The sequence below is a fragment of the Morganella psychrotolerans genome, from assembly GCF_001676155.1.
GTDB classification, from domain to species: Bacteria; Pseudomonadota; Gammaproteobacteria; order Enterobacterales; family Enterobacteriaceae; genus Morganella; species Morganella psychrotolerans.
In genome coordinates, this window is the sequence record NZ_LZEW01000023.1 from 327,891 (window position 1) to 346,787 (window position 18,897).

Genomic DNA, 18,897 nt, shown 5'->3' on the forward strand with positions numbered 1-18,897 from the left:
GTAACCACTTACTGACGAATAGCCTTTGCCACTGTCAGCAGTGCGTCCGGGCTTTTGATATTCGGGTAGATTGCGCTGAAAGGAATAACAATGTAGCGCTGTGCTTTAACTGCTTCCAGGTGAGAAAGTGCGGGATGGTTTGCCAGCCAGGCTTTTTTCTTCTCTGCCGGCGACCAAACCGCATCAGCCAGGATAATATAGTCCGGCTGACTGCTGAGCAGGATCTCCGGGGACACCTGAATACCTGCCATCTGCATGTTTATAAACGAATTTTCACCGCCCGCCAGCCGGATAATCTCCGTCATAAAGCCTTTCTTTCCCTGCGACATCAGCGTGTCGCTCTGACTGTCGAGGTAAAAAATCACCGGCTTACGCGGCAGCGGCGGCAATGCTTTTACCTGCGCAAGCGTTGCATCGACGCGGGCTATGGCAGCATCAGCCTCTTTTTCCCGGTGAAGAACGCCACCCAGTTTACGTAAATCAATTTTGATCCCGTCAAACCCGCTGTATGCCTGACGCTCACAGGCAAAGGTCAGTAAATAGCTGCCGATGTCGGCCCGCTGCAAATCAGTACGGCTGCTCACCGATGCCGTAAATGCGGAAGAAAACCCGGCAACAACAAAATCAGCACCGGAGGCGATTAATTTTTCCGATCCCGGATATTTAACCGAAAAAACAGGTAGTTGATGATAGAACCCGGTTTTAATGGCTTCGGCAGAATCATCAATATAACTGACGCCCAGCATTTGCTCTCCGGCATCCAGTGCCAGCAGCATATCTGCGGCGTGCTGATTCATCGCAATGATATGTTGCGGCGGCGTGGCTTTTGTCCACAGCGGCTCACACTGTTTTTCAGCAGCCACAGTGAAAGAGAGAAACAGAAGCCCCGCACTGATTACCATCCTGATAAAATGCTGAATATACATAATGTTACTTATGCTCCACCAGCAAAGACGGCACCGGTCTTCCCTGCTCAATCTGCTCGGAAACAAACAGATGTATCTCTTCCGGTGTGGTCAGCCGATACCATAAATTATCAGGATAAACAGTAACAAGCGGCCCCTGATTACAGGGATATTGGCAATGTGAGCGGGTCAGTAATACCCCTTTTTCATTTTCAAACAGATTACGCGCCGCAAGCTGATGGCGCAGTTGTGTCAGCAGGGATTTAGCTCCCCGGCAAACACAGCGCGGCCCCATACAGAAGAAAAGGTGATAGCGGTGCGGCGGTGTTTTTTCCCAGTTAGGATTGGATTCTGCTTTCGGCTCACGGCTGTGTGACTGCTTTTCAAGATCTGCCAGCAGCTCTGCGGCTTGTTTTGAATTCAGTGCATTATCCGCCCCGGTGAGTACACACAAACTCCGGTGAACCCGTAATTGCGGGTGCTGCGCCGTTATTTCCTGCTCCAGCACCGATGTCAGAGATATCAGCGCCTCACCGGATTGTTCCGCGCCGGTAAACACCAGCAGCAACAGATGCCGCGTATCCTCCGTTATCTGCTCTGCTAACTGATGCAATACCGCCCCGCTGTCAGAGCAGCGGGCTATATTACCGGGAAAGCCTCTCTCACTGAGTGCACCCCAGAAATCCGGAGATAAAAAATCTGCGTTCTGTAAGGTATCCAGATACAGTGTGATGCTCTTTCCCATTTTTCAAACTCCTCAGAAACGGTAGGTATAGCGCAATTCTGCGGTTAACGGACGCCCGAGGTTATCCACTTTGACCAGACCGTTACTGGTCAGCCCTGCCGGATAATCGCGGTTAAGCAGGTTTTCCACTAACAGAGAGAGTTTGTGCTGCTGCGCGTGATCGGCATACAGATATGCGCCGGCATCAAACACAGTGTAATGACCATAAGATACCCCGCCGGATTTCAGCTCACCGACATAGCGGGTGGACAACTCCGCCCCCCACTGTTTCGCCGGGGCATCATAACCAACACGCCCGCGGGTAAAGACATCAGGTATATCATTGAGTGTCGCGCCGTTTTTAGTATCAAGCCAGTTGCGGGTCATGTCTGCGGAGACATACCACTCTTCACTGAAATTCAGCTTGGTAGCGAGCACCACGCCTTTAGTGCGGATTTCACCTTCTCCGTTCACCCAGCGATCGACTTTCCCGACTTTAACAGTTGTAATCAAATCGTTGATTTCACGGGCATATCCGGTGGCACCAAACTGCCATGCGCCACCATTTTCCCACTGTGTCAGATAATCAAAACCGGCTTCAATATTCTTACTTTTCTCGGCTTTCAGATTAGGGTCGCCCACCACCTGCTTGTTTGCATCACTGACAAATAACTGCTCCGCATTCGGCAGTTTGAAGGCGGTTCCTACCTGCCCGCGCAGTGTCAGGTTATCACTCGCTTCATAAGCCGTGCTTGCCATCCAGACAGTTGCGTCCTGCCCGCCCTCAAAGCGTTCATAGCGCACACCCAGGCTCGGTTTTAATTCAGGAAGAGCGGTAATCGCCGGGCGCACCTGCAAATACAGCGCATTGGCTTTTGCTGTATCCGTCTCAATTTTCATCACCTCATCTTTGCCCTTATACCACTGGTTATCAGAGCCTAAGACAAATTCATTCTCACCAAACAGGTAGCTTTTTAACTGCGCCTGGATGCCGTAATCACGGAATCCCCAATACGAATCATCGTTTTGCACCTCGACTGAGCCGTCCGCCAGATACCGGCTGCGGTCATAGCGGGTGTTCCAGTCATTCATGTGTGCGCGCAGGGAATAACTGGTGTCGGCAGTCAGAAAGTGCTCGAAAGAGAGTGTACCGAGATGATGGTCGCGCTTGTTTACCGCGCTGCGGTGATTATTCGGAGACACCATATCGAGATCCGCATCGGTATATTGATAAAATGCCTGTAATTGTGCTTTATCCGTAAAGACCTGTGTGACCTGCATCCCGACAGAGGTCAGGTCATAGCCACGTTTTTTATCACCGATTCTGCCGTTATAATCACGATCACGGTATGGCTGATAGCCCTCAGATTTATGACGGCTGACCCACGCCATCAGCCCGGTTTTGCCAATGTCATTATCAAACGCTTTCTGAACATAACCTTCCCCGGAGCGACCTTTGTCTGTATCCGCACCCGTACTGAATTCACCGGACAAGGTTTCAGAGGTGGGTTTTTTAGTCACGATGTTAATCACACCGCTGATTGCCTGCGTCCCGAAAGAGAGACTCTGCGCACCCTGAAGAATTTCAATGCGATCAATGGCGACCAGCGGCAGAGTATCAAGATAGATCCCGCCGAACAGGCGATTATTAAGACGGACACCATCGATTAAAATTAAGGTGTCATCCGGGCGTCCGCCCATAAACGAATATTTTCCGTAACCGAAAGCCCCCTGTCCCATAGAGACATATAAGCCGGGAACATATTTTTGTAATACCTGGTTTAAATCGGAAGAGGGTCCGGAGCGTTCTATTTCATCACGGGTAATGACATGCAGTTTATTACCGTAATCTGCCAGTTCATTCACTTTTGTCGATTCAATCGTCGATGCATTGACAACAATAGTGTCATTTTTCTCAGGTGTTTTCGCCTGCACATAAAGCGGTAAAATCACCATTGCTGCCAATGGTGCAAGTACAAATTTAGTCGGTGTCATACCCTTCTCATTTTTATTTTATCGTGATCAATATGGCAGATTAAAAATCATCCCTGACTTATAGTCAGCCAATATACTGAACAAATTCAAAGGGTAAATATGAGAACAATTCTTTTTCCTGCTTTGTGAATACAGACAGATTCAGGCTTGTTTTTCTTTAAATTCCTGTAGCCATCTGTGTCTTTTTTTGTTTCATTTGTTAACTATCATAAAAAGTAACTATTTTGTTTCACACCCGAAAAAAAACCGCAATCATCATATTACTGATGACTGCGGCCGGGTCTGGTCAATTAATACTTTTCAAACAACGACTGGATCTTTTTCGGATCCTTTGTCTGCGTCAGCGCCAGTTGCAGCAATACGCGTGCTTTTTGCGGATTCAGCCTTTCTGATGCCACAAACCCATAAGCGTTATCATCCACTTCGGCATTGCGTGTTGTATAACCGGTCGGCACACGGCTGGCGCGGACAACAACAACATCCTCTTTTGCCGCTGTCGCCAGTGCATCAAAAATACTTTTATACATATTGCCGTTACCCACACCGGCACTGACAATTCCCTTCACACCTTCTTCCCGCAGCGCTTTTACCGGCGCGGCGGAAGCATTTGCATAGTTATAAACAATCCCGACATCCGGTAATGCACTGAGTTTACTGACATCAAATGCCGCGCCGGACTCACGCGGGACGGCAGCGTGATAATAAGTCACCTTACCGTCATGAATAAATCCCTGCGCACCTGCGTTAACAGCAGCAAATGCCTGAACCTCTGTTGTATTCATTTTAACAACATCGCGCCCGCTGATAACGCTGTCATTCATGACCATCAGAACACCACGATCCGCTGCCGATTTATCGGTGGCAAGGACAACCGCGTTATAGAGATTGAGCGGACCATCCGCACCCAGTGCGGTCGACGGACGCATCGCCCCCACCAATACGACAGGTTTTTTACACGCCGTAGTCAAATCAAGAAAATACGCTGTTTCTTCCAGCGTATCGGTACCGTGGGTAATAATAAATCCATCAGTCTTATCGCACGTCTGATTGATTTTATCCGCCAGCATCAGCCATACCCGGTCGTTCATATCCTGTGACCCGATATTCACGACCTGCTCACCGCTGAGGTTCGCCAGCGCCTTCACTTCAGGCACGGCATTAATCAGTGCATCCACACCGACTTTTCCTGCCTGATAGCCGGAAGAGGTTGAAGAATCCCCGCTGCCGGCAATCGTACCGCCGGTCGCCAGTATGGTGACGGATGGTAATGCCAGTGCCGGAGCCATAAATAGTGAGATCAATGTCGCCAATAATGCCTTATTGCTATTTTTCATGCCGTAAACCCCATTAATAAACAATATTTTCCAATAAATTATTAGCTTAAAAAGCAATAAGTGCGATATTAAAATGTGAGGTAGGGTAAATAATCATGAAAAAATATCGAAAATGGGATGGGTAGCAAAAAAACCAGTGATGAAAATAATCAGGAAGGAAATAAATCAGGGACACAGTAAACAATACCGATCCCGGAGAACGGACTATACCCAACGTCATTCAGGATGCAGGCTTTGCTTCGCCAACGAACCTGCAGTTTGAATGAATAAGGGTATAAAAATAATTGATTACATCAATCGCTTACCTAATGTCACCGACGGTTTTTCATTAAATAAGCGCTGATAATCTGTGGCGAACTGACCCAAATGCCAGAATCCCCACTGCATGGCGGCATCTTTGACTGTGGTCTGCTTTGAATACGGGCTTATCAGTTCACGGCGCACTGCATTCAGGCGGATGGTTTTCAGATACGCATTCGGACCAATTCCCAGCACCTGCTGAAAGGCATTCTGCAATGTGCGGCGGCTGACATAAAGCTCATTACACAATTCCAGCACAGTGACCGGCTCTGATGCATTTTCAAACAGATATTCGCGGGCTTTGGAGACCAGTTTCAGGTAGTTGACGCGGTTGGTGTAATGTTCATCCGCCACCGTACTGGCATCTTCCAGTAATCCCAGGAAAGAGGTCAGCAGATTGTGACTCAGCACGCGGCTGACATTCTGGTTACGTTCCTGCTCTATTTTTGCGTGCCAGAGTGCATGGCGGATATACTGCCAGATCGCTTCTTTTTTGAATGGATTCACACCGATTGCCGGATTTTCACTGAGCAGGTTCATCAGCCGTTCCGGGTTTTGCAGCACAACCGAATGTTTTTTCAGGATATCGTAGGAGATAACCAGGCCCTGGATATGATAATCATCCGGCGTGCTCAGCTCAAATTCTTTACCACCGGGACGCACGGCGATTTTCTGTTTGCACAGCATCTGATTGCCGATGTAACCGGTATTCTGCTGCTCTCCCGGAATACCAAACCAGAACGCGTTCGGCCAGACCATACAGGACTGGCGCAAAGAGAGGTTTGTGTATTCATGGAACACCTGAAGCCCGTCAAACAGGGTTTCTGTCAGTTCACCCTCGAACCGGCCCGGCGTAAGCTGATCATACAACTGCTGCCAAGCGGTGATAGCACAAGCCTGATCATAGGCATCATGGGTGTAGCGCTGGGTAAAATTCTGCTCGATCACAATAGGGCTGAGATCGCGGTCCTGTGGCACGTCATCATTAAGGTGATGTAAATCAGGCGTGATTTTCTTCATCAGTTTGTCCCCAAAATGAACGGCCGTCATCATATTAACCTGCGACCAGTTGCTGCCAGAAATCGGGATGAGGGTTAGGTACGACCATGCTGTAGACCAGCGCACCTTTATCAGAAGCTACCTGTGATGCCGCTTTTTTCGCGGTTTCGACATCTGCCACATCGCCGCTCATCACAAAGTAACACTTACCGCCAATACCATACGCCATGTGAAGACGTATTAACGTGACGCCGGCTGCTTTAACAGCAAAATCTGCCGCTTCAATGCAGGTCGCAACACTAAAGGTTTCCACTACTCCCACGGCTTCGCGGGCATTTACCTCTGTCACACCGCCGATAGCGGGCAGAACGTCAGGATGGATATTGCTGAGCAAAAATTCATCCACTACCTGTGCGCCACCTTTTTCAACACCGCACTGCATCGCCTGCTGCGCGGCTGCCACATCACCGCCGACCATGACAACATATTTGCCGGGGCAGACTGTTTTGCCCATCAGCAATTTTACATCGGCACTTTTCAGCATAAAGTCTGTCACTTCCATGCCTTTGGCGATGCTGGAAAGCTCAACCATCGCAATTGCGCTGTGCATATTTATTCTCTCTCTATCGTGACAGCGGTGCTGTCAATATGGCGGACTACACCACTGATACTGGCATGAACCGGTGCGCCCAGCGCTTTTTCCGGGATCGCGGCGATAAGCATACCGGCGGTAACTTTATCACCGGCACTGACCACAGGTACTGCCGGTGCGCCAATGTGCTGGCGCAGCGGAATAATGACCTGCTGCGGCGCGTAAATATCATCTGTCATCGGCGCTTTGTGCATGTACTGCGTCAGTTCCAGGCGGCGGACAAGCCGTTTTACCGGCAGCATCCGGTGTTGTGCCATCGGATCTTCCGGGCGCAATTCGCCTTCGTAGCGGATCCCTTCTTCGCGCAGCTTCACTTTCAGCATCTGATTCAGGCGCATCGGGGAGATTTCAACCGGGCAGGACCAGGCTTCACAAATCGCACATTCCGAGCAGGTCAGTGCTGCCACGACCGCTGACGGAGACGAAATTTGCTCGTAACCCACCGCGCGGACAATCAGGTGCGGCGGCAGTTCGTGACCTATAATATGGCGCGGGCAAAGCTCGGTACACATTCCGCACTGTTCGCACACTGTGCGCGCCTGGTTAATCACCGTGCGCTCTGAGCGCGTACGGCGCTGAATTAAAATATGATCGTCCGGCAGCACTAATAACCCGCCGGTCGTTTTGGTCACAGCATCATCGAGTGATGTCTGTAATTTTCCCATCATCGGCCCGCCGTTAATATAAGCAGGGTTACTGATGGTTACGCCACCTGCCAGCGCCAGCACTTCACGCAGTGAGGTGCCTACAGGGACGGAAAGCGTGACCGGATGATGAACCGCACCATTGACGGTTAAGACCCGGTAAATCACTGCCTGTTCTTTTTCAACGGCATACGCCACATTGATCAGTGTCTGGACGTTGCTCACCACCACACCAACCGCGAGCGGCAGTGCCGCAGGTGGTACGCGTCGTCCGGTTGCCAGCCAGATGGTGATCACTTCATCACCTGCCGGGTAGACATCCGGTAAAATATGTAGACGAAGGGTATCAGGCAGCCTGGCATTCAGGATATCAATAGCCGCCTGATATTTACCCTTTATGGCAATAATGCCTTCTTTTGCGCCGGTCGCCCGCATGGCATACAGCAAGCCACGGATCAGGGTATCAGCTTCACGGACAGCAAGTTGCTGATCCACCTGCAAAAGCGGCTCACATTCGGCCGCATTCACAAGGTAAATTTCAGCCTGCGCCGCCAGCTTAACGTGAGTCGGGAACCCCGCTCCGCCTGCGCCGACGACACCTGCATCCTGCACCCGCTGACGAATAATGTCGGGTCCGCACTCATGCAGACCCGCAGTCAGGTTACTCATCGCGGTTTCCTTCCTGTTTCATCCGGTAGCGACTGCCGCGTTTGCGCAGTTTTCCCTGTTTAAACAGGCTTTCCAGCGCATCGCGGCTCTCTTCAATCAGGCAACTGAAGTGCATAGCGGCTTCACCGGCGGTCACACCATGACGATGCTGTGCATTCGCGGTAAACGCCAGCAGAGCATCCGTATCCGGTGCATTTACGGCTTCAGCCACAGGTGCGGAAACCGGCGCGGCAACAGGTGCAGCCGCCGGTGCCGGAGACTGCGGTTTGACCTTAACCGGTACGCCGCTGAACCCGGTGACCAGCCATTCGGTATCACTGTCAGGGCGTCCGATCACTTTATGACCAACCACTTTGCCGGTGCGTGACGCGGCGGCAATGCCCGCATCAACAGCAGCGCGGCATGCCGCCAGATCGCCTTCAACAACAAGGGTCACCATCCCCGGGATCACCATTTCATAATTAAGGATGCGGACGTTGGCCGACTTGAGCATCGCATCCGCCGCATCAATGCCGGACACCAGACCGTACACTTCCAGTAATCCCAACGAATCGATCATGACCTCTCTCCTGTATTAATGACTGAACTGACTATACCCTTATTCATTCAGACTGCAGGTGCTTTGGCGGCGTGAAGACAGCCGCCTGCCTGCATCCTGAATGACGTCGGGTACTCCCGGACTCAGGCGCGCTGAATCGGGTTGCGGGCAATATCCAGAACCGCTTCGGTAAAGGCATTACACGCGGCCTGACATGCAGCCTGGCTGCCGGTCAGGAAGGCTGCTGAGTAGTTAGTTTCTGATGGCGGTGCCACATAGGTTGCTAACTGTACATCGGCGGCTTTCAGTGCGGCATCAATACCAAATGTCGCTTCCAGCGGCGGAGCCACCAGATACGCAATCGGGTCACCGGCACGGATTTTATCACCCGATAAATATGACCCGGTACGGGACACCAGATGCGCCAGAAATGCGGTATCTTCTTTGTCATTTGCCCAGCGGAATGCCGGACCTGACTCGATTGTTGCCATCATTGAGTCCAGACCCGCGCGTACTTCCGCAGGGTTCGGACCACCCAGCATAATCATCACTTCGCCGGAAGTCGGTGACGGTGAGTTTGACGCTCCTGCATACAGGGAGCGCCCGAATACCACTTCCACCATCGCTTGCTTGGTTGCTTCATCAGCAGCGATATACGCCACATCATCAGAGTCAACAGTGATAAGACCCAGACTGCGGATGTGTTTCGGTAAATTCAGTTCACGGCAGAAATCTTGCTGCACATTAGCAATCAGACGCATTGCAGTGATGTTCGGACGGATAAGATCTAATACAGGCATAGTAAATTCCCCGTTAGCGATTCATGTTGATGCCGGATGCTTTCTGCTCCAGCATACGTTTGGCTAAATCCACGATAACCGCGGCCGCTTCAACCGGTGGTGTACCGGAGCGGTGGATATTCGAGATACAGGTGCGGTCAGCTTCTACTGTGCCCGCAACCGTCGGTGAGTACACCGCGTAGCAGGAAAGACTTTCAGACTGTCCCAGACCCGGACGTTCGCCCACCAGCAGGATAACCACTTTCGCGCCGAGTATTTCACCGGCCTGGTCTTCAATCTTCACGCGACCATAGCGGACAAAGAACGGCGTGCCGACTTTCAGACCGGACTGCTCCAGACCTTTCATCAGCGGCGGCAGGATCTCATCATAGTTCGCTGTGACAGCATCCGTAGACAGACCATCAGAGATAATGACCTGCACATCCGGCGCCTGCACACACTTGGTTTTCAGCAGTTCGATGGATTCTTTATTCAGAATACGCCCCATATCCGGGCGGGTCAGATACTGGTTTTTGTCAGCAATTTCAGATTGCAGTTCCAGCAGATTCTGTTTTTTCACCCACTCAGCCGGGACTTCTTTCAGAACGGTATCTTTTGAACGGGAGTGATCTGCCAGGAAACGCAGCAGACTTTGTGTGCGCGGACGCACACCGGCACGACCGGAGCAGACACGTGAACCGGTGCTGTTGCGCAGTTCCTGTAACACTTCGGCGCGGTGCGGGTTCTGAACCCCGATCCACTGTTTTGCTTCCTGAGAGCCGAGATCTAATGCAACTGACTCAACAGAGGTATTACCCTGATTCAGCGCCGCATGTGTCGCCGCAGCAACCGCTTCTGCATTGGTACCCGTGTGCCCCATCTGAGCCATCACGCTGCGTACAATGTCATTAATTTGTTTTTGATCCATGATGATTTACCTCAACAATCAGAAGAACAGTGACGGGTCACCGGCACGGTTGGTAAGACGTCCGTTTTCCATCAGCCCCATCGTTTCCAGCCAGGCTTCGAATTCCGGCGCAGGGCGCAGACCGAGTAACTGGCGGACGGTGGCGATATCGTGGAACGCGGTAGTCTGGTAGTTGAGCATGATGTCATCACCCAGCGGCATCCCGATGATGAAGTTACAGCCCGCAGACGCCAGCAGGATCATCAGGTTCTCGTTGAGGTTCTGGTCTGCATCCGCATGGTTGGTGTAACAGCAGTCACAACCCATGGAGATACCGCTCAGTTTACCCATGAAGTGATCTTCAAGACCGGCACGGATGATCTGGCGGTCGTTATAGAGATATTCAGGTCCGATAAAACCAACAACGGTATTAACCATAAACGGATCGTAATGACGCGCCAGTCCGTAATTACGGGCTTCCATAGTGACCTGGTCAGCGCCGTAGTGAGCGCCTGCTGACAGCGCAGAACCCTGTCCGGTTTCAAAATAGAGGCAGTTAGGTCCGGCAATGCGGTTATACTGCGCGCCTACGTGGCGGGCTTCATCCAGCATTTCCAGCTCAACACCAAACTCACGCAGACCTTTTTCACTACCACAAATACTCTGGAAAATCAGACCGCCCGGCGCACCGCGCTTGATCGCTTCCATCTGAGTAGTAACGTGTGATAACACACAACCCTGTGTCGGAATGTCGTATTTGTCGATGATGCCGTAGATAGCATCCAGCACGCGGCTGAGGTTATCCACATCATCGGTGACCGGGTTGACGCCGATAACCGCGTCACCACAACCATAAGAAAGACCTTCATAGATTTGTGCAACAATACTCTGCACTTCATCACGGGTGTCATTCGGCTGTAAACGTCCGCTGAAGTGACCCGGCAGACCCATGGTGTTATTCGCACGTTTTACGACAGGAATCTTCTTCGCGCCGTAGATAAGGTCAGCGTTAGAGCAGATTTTCGCCACACCGGCGATAACTTCAGACGTCAGCCCTTTGCGCAGCAGGTTGATGTTATCAAGAGTCGTGGTGTCGCTCAGTACATGCTCGCGCAGGTCGCCGATAGTCCAGTTTTTGACACGGTTATATTCCGTCTCATTAATATCATCCTGGATAAGACGGGTAACACAGTCTTCTTCATACGGAACAACCGGATTATTGCGGACATCTGCAATAGTCAGGTCAGCGAGCACTTGTTTTGCCGCTACACGTTCCTGCGAGTTACTTGCCGCAACACCCGCCAGGATATCACCGGAGCGGAGTTCGTTAGCTTTCGCGAGGACGTCTTTGACGTCCCGGAACTGATAGGTCTGACCAAACAGCGTTGTTTTTAATTTCATATAACGTTCCCTCAGGAAGGAAATGCGAGTGATTTAACAGTAACAGGGACGACCGAACCGCTGAACAGCGGTGAGCCGATATCGATATAATCGCCCGTACGCGTAATAACTTCGTCAATGACAGCCAGTTCGCGGCCGTTCATCAGCGGGCGCAGCAGCATACCCAGCGCCTTACCAAAATCCTGACCGGCGATCACCAGCAGCGGCATGGTGTTCGGGTACATTTTTGTAAAGCGTTCCAGGGCATCAATGCAGAACTGCACCGAGGCGTAACTGGTCGGCAGAGAGTCCGGCAGAGAGAGTGCGTAAAGATCCTGCTGCGGATTAAGATCCATCTGCGTCAGGGCACGGCTCCAGGTATTGACCAGATCTTCATCATCCGCACGACCGAGTGCCGGGTGGACAACCGGGATATTGCGGATTGGCAAGGTGATGCTGTCCAGCCAGATAGTGCTGCCGGAGAGTGATAAGGTATGCGCACCGGCTCCGATAACTGTCGCGCGGACAGTCTGCGCCGGGGTCTGCATTGGTAATGCATTGAAATTGGCATCGCGGCGGATAGCCTGTGCCAGCAGAGGACCGATATCCCCGAAACGGAAATCATTACCGGTTTCAGGATTGCTGTAGCACTCACCGACACCGCCGGAAAGTGTGACTGCGTAATAGGAACTGTTTTCCGGCAAACCATCCGTCATCAGTAATTCACGACCTAGCGGCGATAACTTCCCGCTGATCACTTCATACAGCAGTTCACTCATGCGATCGGCAATGATATTGAGCTGTGCGACAGTCAGTGACATCGGATCTGTCTGCTCCCCGAAACAATCGCGGGCAATCAGACGACCGGGCGCATGCACATAACTGACACGCCCGTTGGTATCCGTTTCAAACAGACGCCCGCCGACATTCAGACAGGCAGAGCTGATAACATGACCGGCTTCGAACAGCACATAGTTTGCTGTGCCGCCGCCGATATCAATGTTCAGCACCCGCGCCATCTTCTGCTCAGAGAGTGTCTGTGCGCCGGAGCCGAAACCGGCAATCACCGATTCCAGATGCGGACCGGCAGTAGCTACCACGAAATCCCCCAGTTTCTGGGATAACGCCACCACAGCAGGACGCGCATTGCGGGTTTTTGCCGTTTCACCGGTAATGATGATGGCACCGGAATCTATCGTCGCAGGATCCATTCCGGCGGCGTTATATTGTGCCAGCACCAGCGCCAGCAGCTCCTCTTCACGCAGATGACCATCTTTGTCCACCGGCGTGAATAATATCGGGCTCTGCCAGATAATCGAGCGATCCACAAACTCATAGCGCGGCACCTGTGACACCGCCGCGCGGTTTACCAGAACAAGACGGGAGAAGATCACCTGAGTGGTGGTCGTGCCCACATCAATACCGACACTTAAGAGTTCGAGGGTTTTCATGCGCGGCTTTCCTCCGCTGCATTGTCAGCCTGTGCTTCAGCGTCTGCTGCGATATCTTCCTGCTCAATATTTTTCGGCATCATAATGATGGCAACAACAATCGCCGTAATACCGCCCACAATTTTGCCGACGATCATCGGGAAAATCATCGGTGCCATATTCGCTGCCACGAAACCTAAGTGGTCACCGAGTGCGAACGCCGCTGAAACAGAGAATGCGCAGTTAATGACTTTGCCGCGGGTATCCATGTTTTTCATCATGCCGAACATAGGGATGTTGTTCGCCAGTGTCGCGATCATGCCGCCGGCTGCAATATTGTTAATTTTCAGCAGGCTGCCGATTTTCATAAAGGATTTGTCAAACCAGCGGGTCAGCAGCAGCACCATTGGGTAAGCCCCTAACAGTACCGCAGAGATAGAACCGATAACTTCGATGGCGCGCATCACTTGTCCCGGTACATCCCCTTCTGTCATAAAGATTGGGTCCAGCCCCGGGATAATATCCCAGCCCACAGTGAATTTAGCCACCGCAGCCGCCAGGCCGATAGTAATGATGCCGACCAGGATTTTGGCGAAAATCTGGAAGCCGTTGATCATTTTTTCAGGGATAAATTTCAGACCCAGACAAACCAGCGCAGCCACAATGATCACGGGGATCATATTGACCAGTAACATGGTCATGCTGAAATCAACAATCTCGCCGTTATATTCAACACCGGAGAACTTCGCGACCAGTCCGCCCGCAATACAGCCAATCGGAATGGTGACAATACCCGCCAGCACACCGAGTGCCAGAAAACGACGGTCTTTTTTATCGATAATGCCGAGTGCAACAGGGATGGAAAACACCATAGTGGCACCCATCATGGAGGCTAACAGCACACCGGAATATAACCATGCTGCGGCGTCACCACCGGCAAGCTCTTTCGCGAGGAAGAAACCGCCCATGTCGATAGCCAGGATACTACCTGCAAATACTGACGGGTTCGCGCCCAGCATTTCATATACAGGGATAATGAGCGGCCCCAGCAACATGGCAATAACCGGTGCCAGCGCAGTCATACCGACCATTGCCAGACCCAGCGCACCCATTGCCATGAACCCTTCTTCAAACTGCTCACCGGAACCGGCAATGCCTTTCCCGACTTTACCCAGACCAATTTTACCGAGGATAGCTTCTGAACCGCCGAACTGATTAAAGATACGATCCACAGCGGCTATCAGCATAAAACTCATCATGATGTACATGATAATTTCGTTAATGCCCATACCTTACTCCTTCCGTGCCTGTCGCGCAGGCTGTTCTTATTTGACTCAGGCAGATTCGTAAATCGCCGCTATCTGAGCCGCTGTGACCGCACGCGGGTTGGTTTTGATGCAGATATCCTGCAATGCTGCTTTTGCAAAACCATCAAAATCCTCACGTTTCCCGCCCAGAGCCGGCAGCGTTTGCGCAAGTTCCACGTCGCTAATCAGTTGTTCCACGGCCCCGATGGCCTCTATGTCGGTCATCTGACGCTGAGTCAGGGCATGACCAATTTCGCTGTACGCCTGTTTGCACACCAGGCGGTTAAAACGCATCACCCACGGCAGCAGAATGGCGTTCGCCTTGCCGTGCGGAATGTTGTACGCCGCACCAATCTGGTGCGCCATCGCGTGACACAATCCCAGACCGGCATTGGAAAACGCCATACCGGCCATATAAGACGCCAGCATCATGTCTTCGCGTGCTTTAATATCATGACCCTGACCAACCGCCACCGGCAGGGCGTGGCTGATCATAGTGATCGCCCGCAACGCCAGCGCCTGTGTCAGCGGAGTGACATTGCTGGCAACATAGGCTTCGATGGCATGTGTTAAGGCATCGATTCCGGTCATCGCAGTGATGTGCGGTGGCACGCCGAGTGTCAGACAGGCATCGATAATGGCAAGATCAGGCAGTAACTGGCTGTGTGCCAGCACTTGTTTGATATGATTTTGTGCTTCAATAATGACGGAAACATTGGTGGCTTCAGAGCCTGTTCCGGCAGTGGTCGGGATAGCGATAAACGGCAGACGCGGATTCAGTGCCGCACCCGGCATTAAATTTGCCAGCGGCAGACCGGGATTCGCTGCCAGAACAGCAACTGCTTTTGCTGCATCGAGAACAGAACCGCCGCCGAGGGCGATGATCCCGTCACATTTCACTTTCAGCAGATGCTCAACAGTATTGAAGACATCTTTGTCCATCGGCTCACCCGGCGGGCACGACCAGATTTCATAGGCTATGCCGCTGCGGGTCAGATTACGTTCAAGCACGTCGGTCAGTCCGGCCTGTAATAACATGCCGTCAACCATAATGAAAACGTGCTTAATACCGCGCTCAGCGAGAACATCCCCGCTGCGCCCGACCGCACCCGGACCGATTAATGTGGTTGGCGGAACAGAAAATTCGCGCACCTGACGGGCATTGACCAGGTCAAGTGCCTGATAGATTGCGGACTGCATCGCGTCCGCAGGTAATTTATTATCCGGCATGATGCTTTTCCCCCTGAGATACACCGCAGACGGCAATCGCCAGCGGCGTCATAAAGATAGATTGCTGTGGTAGTACTACATTAAGATGCGGGAAACGCGCCTGAAACAACGGCTGCACACCGGGCTGCATACAAGAGCCGCCCGCCAGCCAGAGTTCGGTCACATCTTCACCGCGAATATGATGTTCAACGATGTCCGTCATTTTCTCGTATACAGGACGGATCACCGGCCAGATACTTTCACCGCGCTCACGTTTCATCTGCTCAGCGACTTCCAGTTCAATACGCTGATTACCCGCCAGGGTCAGAGAAATATGATGTCCGCCGGTCGCTTCATCACCGGAACGGACAACCTCCCCGTTCTGCACGATAGCAATGCCGGTGGTGCCCCCGCCGATATCAACAACAGCGGCTTTATCCAGCCCCATCATGTCAGCAACCGCAGACGGCTCATCCAGCACTTTTGAAACAGTAAGCCCGGCTGATTCCAGCACATTGACTGAAATGCGCGGGTCGGTTCCCGGCGGAAAAGAAGTGGTGGCGACCTCAAACCGGAAACCTAACTGTTTTTCCAGCGTATCCAGATGTTTATTGACGATAGTTACCGCACCGAAGAAATCCCAGACAACGCCGTCACGGACAACATCTGCCCAGTCGAGGCACACCGCGACCGGCTGACCTTCTGCATTGACCACCATGGACACCACATCACAGGTGCCGAGATCAATCCCCAGCCATAACGGCGCATCTTTCTTCTCATCCGTTGCCGGCTGATTACAGATTGTCGCTGCCTGCTGTAAGCGTGATGCCAGCCATTCCTGATTGCGTTGAACCATCGGTTCCTCCGGTTTTAATAAAAAAGGCGGTGAGATCGCAGATCTCACCGCAGTCGCTTACACGATGCGGAACGAATCCACCATGGTGCAGCGGCGCAGACGAACAAATGTCCGCGCACAGGTCACACCTTCACCGGTTGGTGTGGTGATCGTCATGGTTGTCCAGCCTTCACCGCCCAGACCCAGCCCCGCAATACACGGTCCGTTTTTCACGAAAATACTGGTGTCGATGGCATTTGCCATGCGGTTCAGGTTACTGATGTTATTGGAATGCATTGCTGCTGTATGATGGCAGCCGCCTTCCAGTTTCACCGCCAGATCGATTGCCTGATCCACATCTTTCACACGGATGATTGGCAGAACCGGCATCATCAGTTCAGTGACGGCAAACGGATGTTTGCAATCCGTTTCTGCGATCAGCAGACGGGTATCCGCCGGAACTGTCATGCCGATAGCGGCAGCAATTTTCGCTGCATCACGACCAACCCAGTCACGGCTTACGGTGCCGTGTCCGTTCTCATCCACATTTTTCAGCAGAACAGGGATCAGTTTTTCGCTCTGCTCACGGGTCAGTAATACCGCGTGGTTACGCTGCATTTCTGTGACCAGCTTGTCGGCGATACTGTCAACCGCGATCAGCACTTTTTCATCAGCACAGATGATGTTGTTATCAAATGATGCGCCGTGAACGATAGCTTTTGCCGCACGTTCAATATCAGCCGTTTCATCAACAACCACCGGCGGGTTACCGGCACCGGCTGCGATCAGACGTTTGTTCGTGTGTTTACGGGCAGATTCAACAACTGCATCACCGCCGGTCACGACTAACAGACCAATTCCGGGGTATTTGAATAAACGCTGCGCGGTTTCAATGTCCGGATTTGCAACAGTAACCAGCAGGTTGTTCGGACCACCTGCGGCGACAATCGCCTGATTCAGAACAGTAATAGTGCGCTGTGATACTTTCTTTGCTGCCGGATGCGGTGCGAAGACCACACTGTTACCGCCCGCGATCATACTGATCGCATTATTGATTGCGGTTGCCGCCGGGTTAGTTGACGGCGTAACAGAGGCAATAACGCCCCACGGTGCATTTTCAATCAGGGTCAAGCCACGGTCGCCGGTTAAGACTTCCGGACGCAGACACTCAACACCCGGTGTACCGCTTGCCTGTGCTAAGTTTTTTGCCAGTTTGTCTTCCACGCGACCCATGCCGGTTTCTTCAACTGCCATAACAGCCAGTTCACGGGCATGTTCAGCAGCAGCATGACGGATAGCATCGATGCAACGTTTGCGCATTTCGACGGTTTTTAATGATTTTTGTGCTTCTTTTGCGGCAAGTACGGCGTCATCTAATGAGTCGAAAACCCCGGAACCATTATTCTGTGAGGCTGACGCCTGCTGTGGTGCTGCTGATGCAGCCGGTTGTGCGCCTGCACTCATGCTGGCCAGAACTGCTTTGACCACATTTTCAATTTCTTTCTGATCCATATTCACCCACGCCTCTTTCTGTGACTCGTTGCAGCGATTTATTTATGAAAAATCACCTGACTTTCCATAACGGCCTCGTCCACAATGCCGATGATGCTGAGATCAACCGGTGATGCTTCTTTGTTCTGAGCACGCCGCGCCGAGCTTCCGCTGACGATCAGCACCCATTCACCATTACCCGCACCGATACTGTCGGTTGCGACGGCCACCTCACCGTTTGGATTCCCCTGGCGGTCAATCATTTCCACCAGCAGTAATTTGTCGTGATCCAATCCGGGATGACGCACGGTGCACACGATCTGTCCGATAACAACAGCGAGTTTCATGTTCACCTCCTTTCTATTTCAGCAGCCTGAATACAGCCGGCTACGGATTTCAGGTAAAAAAATCCCCTGCCGTCTGAGTGACAGCAAAAAAACCGGGGAGATTAAATAAGCGTGGCGTCAGATCTACGCCACGCTAACAACAATTAATCGATAGATTGATCGCTGGACATTTTGATAGGAAATACTTCTTCCAGGTCACCGTGCGGACGCGGAATAACGTGTACAGAAACCAGTTCACCGATACGCTGAGCTGCTGCTGCACCTGCGTCGGTAGCTGCTTTACATGCTGCAACGTCACCGCGCACCATAGCTGTTACCAGACCGCCGCCGATTTGTTTAACACCGACTAATTTAACGCGTGCTGCTTTGACCATCGCGTCAGATGCTTCGATTAATGCAACCAGACCCTTAGTTTCGATCAGTCCTAATGCTTCCATGATATCTTCCTCTCA

General features: G+C 52.0%; 18 protein-coding genes. All 18 read right to left on the reverse strand.

Features of this window, described 5'->3' with window-relative positions; translation table 11 throughout:
- Positions 1–8 precede the first annotated feature (8 nt).
- Positions 9–902, reverse strand: a complete 894-nt coding sequence (locus AYY16_RS14565) for an ABC transporter substrate-binding protein (RefSeq protein WP_067368385.1) — start codon at positions 900–902, stop codon at positions 9–11.
- Positions 903–930: 28 nt separating this feature from the next.
- Positions 931–1,650, reverse strand: a complete 720-nt coding sequence (locus tag AYY16_RS14570) for a (2Fe-2S) ferredoxin domain-containing protein (RefSeq protein ID WP_067368047.1) — start codon at positions 1,648–1,650, stop codon at positions 931–933.
- A 12-nt stretch (positions 1,651–1,662) separates the two neighbouring features.
- Positions 1,663–3,624: a TonB-dependent receptor plug domain-containing protein gene (locus AYY16_RS14575; protein WP_067368050.1), complete on the reverse strand. Its 1,962-nt coding sequence runs from the start codon at positions 3,622–3,624 to the stop codon at positions 1,663–1,665.
- Between the two features lie 290 nt (positions 3,625–3,914).
- Positions 3,915–4,958 carry an L-asparaginase 2 gene (gene ansB, locus AYY16_RS14580; protein ID WP_067368054.1) on the reverse strand — a complete coding sequence of 348 codons (1,044 nt, stop codon included), beginning with the start codon at positions 4,956–4,958 and terminating at the stop codon, positions 3,915–3,917.
- A gap of 288 nt (positions 4,959–5,246) precedes the next feature.
- Entirely contained in the window at positions 5,247–6,278 is a 1,032-nt protein-coding gene (eutR, locus tag AYY16_RS14585; RefSeq protein ID WP_223861234.1) for an HTH-type transcriptional regulator EutR, read from the reverse strand.
- A gap of 34 nt (positions 6,279–6,312) precedes the next feature.
- Complete coding sequence (locus AYY16_RS14590; protein ID WP_067368057.1) at positions 6,313–6,867, reverse strand: BMC domain-containing protein; 555 nt, start codon at positions 6,865–6,867, stop codon at positions 6,313–6,315.
- Between the two features lie 2 nt (positions 6,868–6,869).
- A complete protein-coding gene (locus tag AYY16_RS14595; protein WP_067368060.1) occupies positions 6,870–8,222 on the reverse strand; it encodes a 4Fe-4S dicluster domain-containing protein in 1,353 nt (450 codons plus the stop codon).
- Positions 8,215–8,781: a BMC domain-containing protein gene (locus AYY16_RS14600; RefSeq protein ID WP_067368065.1), complete on the reverse strand. Its 567-nt coding sequence runs from the start codon at positions 8,779–8,781 to the stop codon at positions 8,215–8,217. Before AYY16_RS14600 ends, AYY16_RS14595 begins: the two co-directional genes overlap by 8 nt.
- A gap of 122 nt (positions 8,782–8,903) precedes the next feature.
- The gene (gene eutL, locus AYY16_RS14605) at positions 8,904–9,560 is read right to left on the reverse strand and encodes an ethanolamine utilization microcompartment protein EutL (protein WP_067368068.1); all 657 of its coding nucleotides are present in this window, start codon (positions 9,558–9,560) and stop codon (positions 8,904–8,906) included.
- A gap of 13 nt (positions 9,561–9,573) precedes the next feature.
- Positions 9,574–10,467 (reverse strand): ethanolamine ammonia-lyase subunit EutC, encoded by an 894-nt coding sequence (gene eutC / locus AYY16_RS14610; protein ID WP_067368074.1) that lies wholly within the window; start codon positions 10,465–10,467, stop codon positions 9,574–9,576.
- 18 nt (positions 10,468–10,485) lie between these two features.
- On the reverse strand, positions 10,486–11,847 hold the full coding sequence (locus AYY16_RS14615; protein WP_067368075.1) for an ethanolamine ammonia-lyase subunit EutB: 1,362 nt from the start codon (positions 11,845–11,847) through the stop codon (positions 10,486–10,488).
- A gap of 11 nt (positions 11,848–11,858) precedes the next feature.
- A complete protein-coding gene (eutA, locus tag AYY16_RS14620; RefSeq protein WP_067368078.1) occupies positions 11,859–13,277 on the reverse strand; it encodes an ethanolamine ammonia-lyase reactivating factor EutA in 1,419 nt (472 codons plus the stop codon).
- Positions 13,274–14,545 (reverse strand): ethanolamine utilization protein EutH, encoded by a 1,272-nt coding sequence (gene eutH, locus AYY16_RS14625; protein ID WP_067368083.1) that lies wholly within the window; start codon positions 14,543–14,545, stop codon positions 13,274–13,276. Before eutH ends, eutA begins: the two co-directional genes overlap by 4 nt.
- 45 nt (positions 14,546–14,590) lie before the next feature.
- Positions 14,591–15,793 (reverse strand): iron-containing alcohol dehydrogenase, encoded by a 1,203-nt coding sequence (locus tag AYY16_RS14630; RefSeq protein ID WP_067368085.1) that lies wholly within the window; start codon positions 15,791–15,793, stop codon positions 14,591–14,593.
- Positions 15,783–16,628, reverse strand: coding sequence for an ethanolamine utilization protein EutJ (eutJ, locus tag AYY16_RS14635; protein ID WP_067368088.1), 846 nt, complete (start codon positions 16,626–16,628; stop codon positions 15,783–15,785). Before eutJ ends, AYY16_RS14630 begins: the two co-directional genes overlap by 11 nt.
- 57 nt (positions 16,629–16,685) lie before the next feature.
- Positions 16,686–18,119, reverse strand: a complete 1,434-nt coding sequence (locus AYY16_RS14640; RefSeq protein ID WP_067368091.1) for an aldehyde dehydrogenase family protein — start codon at positions 18,117–18,119, stop codon at positions 16,686–16,688.
- Positions 18,120–18,157: 38 nt separating this feature from the next.
- Positions 18,158–18,445: an ethanolamine utilization microcompartment protein EutN gene (eutN, locus tag AYY16_RS14645; protein ID WP_067368098.1), complete on the reverse strand. Its 288-nt coding sequence runs from the start codon at positions 18,443–18,445 to the stop codon at positions 18,158–18,160.
- Between the two features lie 143 nt (positions 18,446–18,588).
- A complete protein-coding gene (gene eutM, locus AYY16_RS14650; RefSeq protein ID WP_067368103.1) occupies positions 18,589–18,882 on the reverse strand; it encodes an ethanolamine utilization microcompartment protein EutM in 294 nt (97 codons plus the stop codon).
- Positions 18,883–18,897 lie beyond the last annotated feature (15 nt).

Bases quoted from the DNA above. Each gene is read 5' to 3' on its own strand.
- eutH (WP_067368083.1), bottom strand. From the start codon at position 14,545: ATGGGCATTAACGAAATTATCATGTACATCATGATGAGTTTTATGCTG.
- AYY16_RS14640 (WP_067368091.1), bottom strand. From the start codon at position 18,119: ATGGATCAGAAAGAAATTGAAAATGTGGTCAAAGCAGTTCTGGCCAGC.
- eutM (WP_067368103.1), bottom strand. From the start codon at position 18,882: ATGGAAGCATTAGGACTGATCGAAACTAAGGGTCTGGTTGCATTAATC.
- eutN (WP_067368098.1), bottom strand. From the start codon at position 18,445: ATGAAACTCGCTGTTGTTATCGGACAGATCGTGTGCACCGTGCGTCAT.
- AYY16_RS14590 (WP_067368057.1), bottom strand. From the start codon at position 6,867: ATGCACAGCGCAATTGCGATGGTTGAGCTTTCCAGCATCGCCAAAGGC.
- eutC (WP_067368074.1), bottom strand. From the start codon at position 10,467: ATGGATCAAAAACAAATTAATGACATTGTACGCAGCGTGATGGCTCAG.
- AYY16_RS14615 (WP_067368075.1), bottom strand. From the start codon at position 11,847: ATGAAATTAAAAACAACGCTGTTTGGTCAGACCTATCAGTTCCGGGAC.
- AYY16_RS14565 (WP_067368385.1), bottom strand. From the start codon at position 902: ATGGTAATCAGTGCGGGGCTTCTGTTTCTCTCTTTCACTGTGGCTGCT.
- AYY16_RS14570 (WP_067368047.1), bottom strand. From the start codon at position 1,650: ATGGGAAAGAGCATCACACTGTATCTGGATACCTTACAGAACGCAGAT.
- AYY16_RS14630 (WP_067368085.1), bottom strand. From the start codon at position 15,793: ATGCCGGATAATAAATTACCTGCGGACGCGATGCAGTCCGCAATCTAT.
- ansB (WP_067368054.1), bottom strand. From the start codon at position 4,958: ATGAAAAATAGCAATAAGGCATTATTGGCGACATTGATCTCACTATTT.
- eutJ (WP_067368088.1), bottom strand. From the start codon at position 16,628: ATGGTTCAACGCAATCAGGAATGGCTGGCATCACGCTTACAGCAGGCA.
- AYY16_RS14575 (WP_067368050.1), bottom strand. From the start codon at position 3,624: ATGACACCGACTAAATTTGTACTTGCACCATTGGCAGCAATGGTGATT.
- eutR (WP_223861234.1), bottom strand. From the start codon at position 6,278: ATGAAGAAAATCACGCCTGATTTACATCACCTTAATGATGACGTGCCA.
- AYY16_RS14595 (WP_067368060.1), bottom strand. From the start codon at position 8,222: ATGAGTAACCTGACTGCGGGTCTGCATGAGTGCGGACCCGACATTATT.
- eutA (WP_067368078.1), bottom strand. From the start codon at position 13,277: ATGAAAACCCTCGAACTCTTAAGTGTCGGTATTGATGTGGGCACGACC.
- AYY16_RS14600 (WP_067368065.1), bottom strand. From the start codon at position 8,781: ATGATCGATTCGTTGGGATTACTGGAAGTGTACGGTCTGGTGTCCGGC.
- eutL (WP_067368068.1), bottom strand. From the start codon at position 9,560: ATGCCTGTATTAGATCTTATCCGTCCGAACATCACTGCAATGCGTCTG.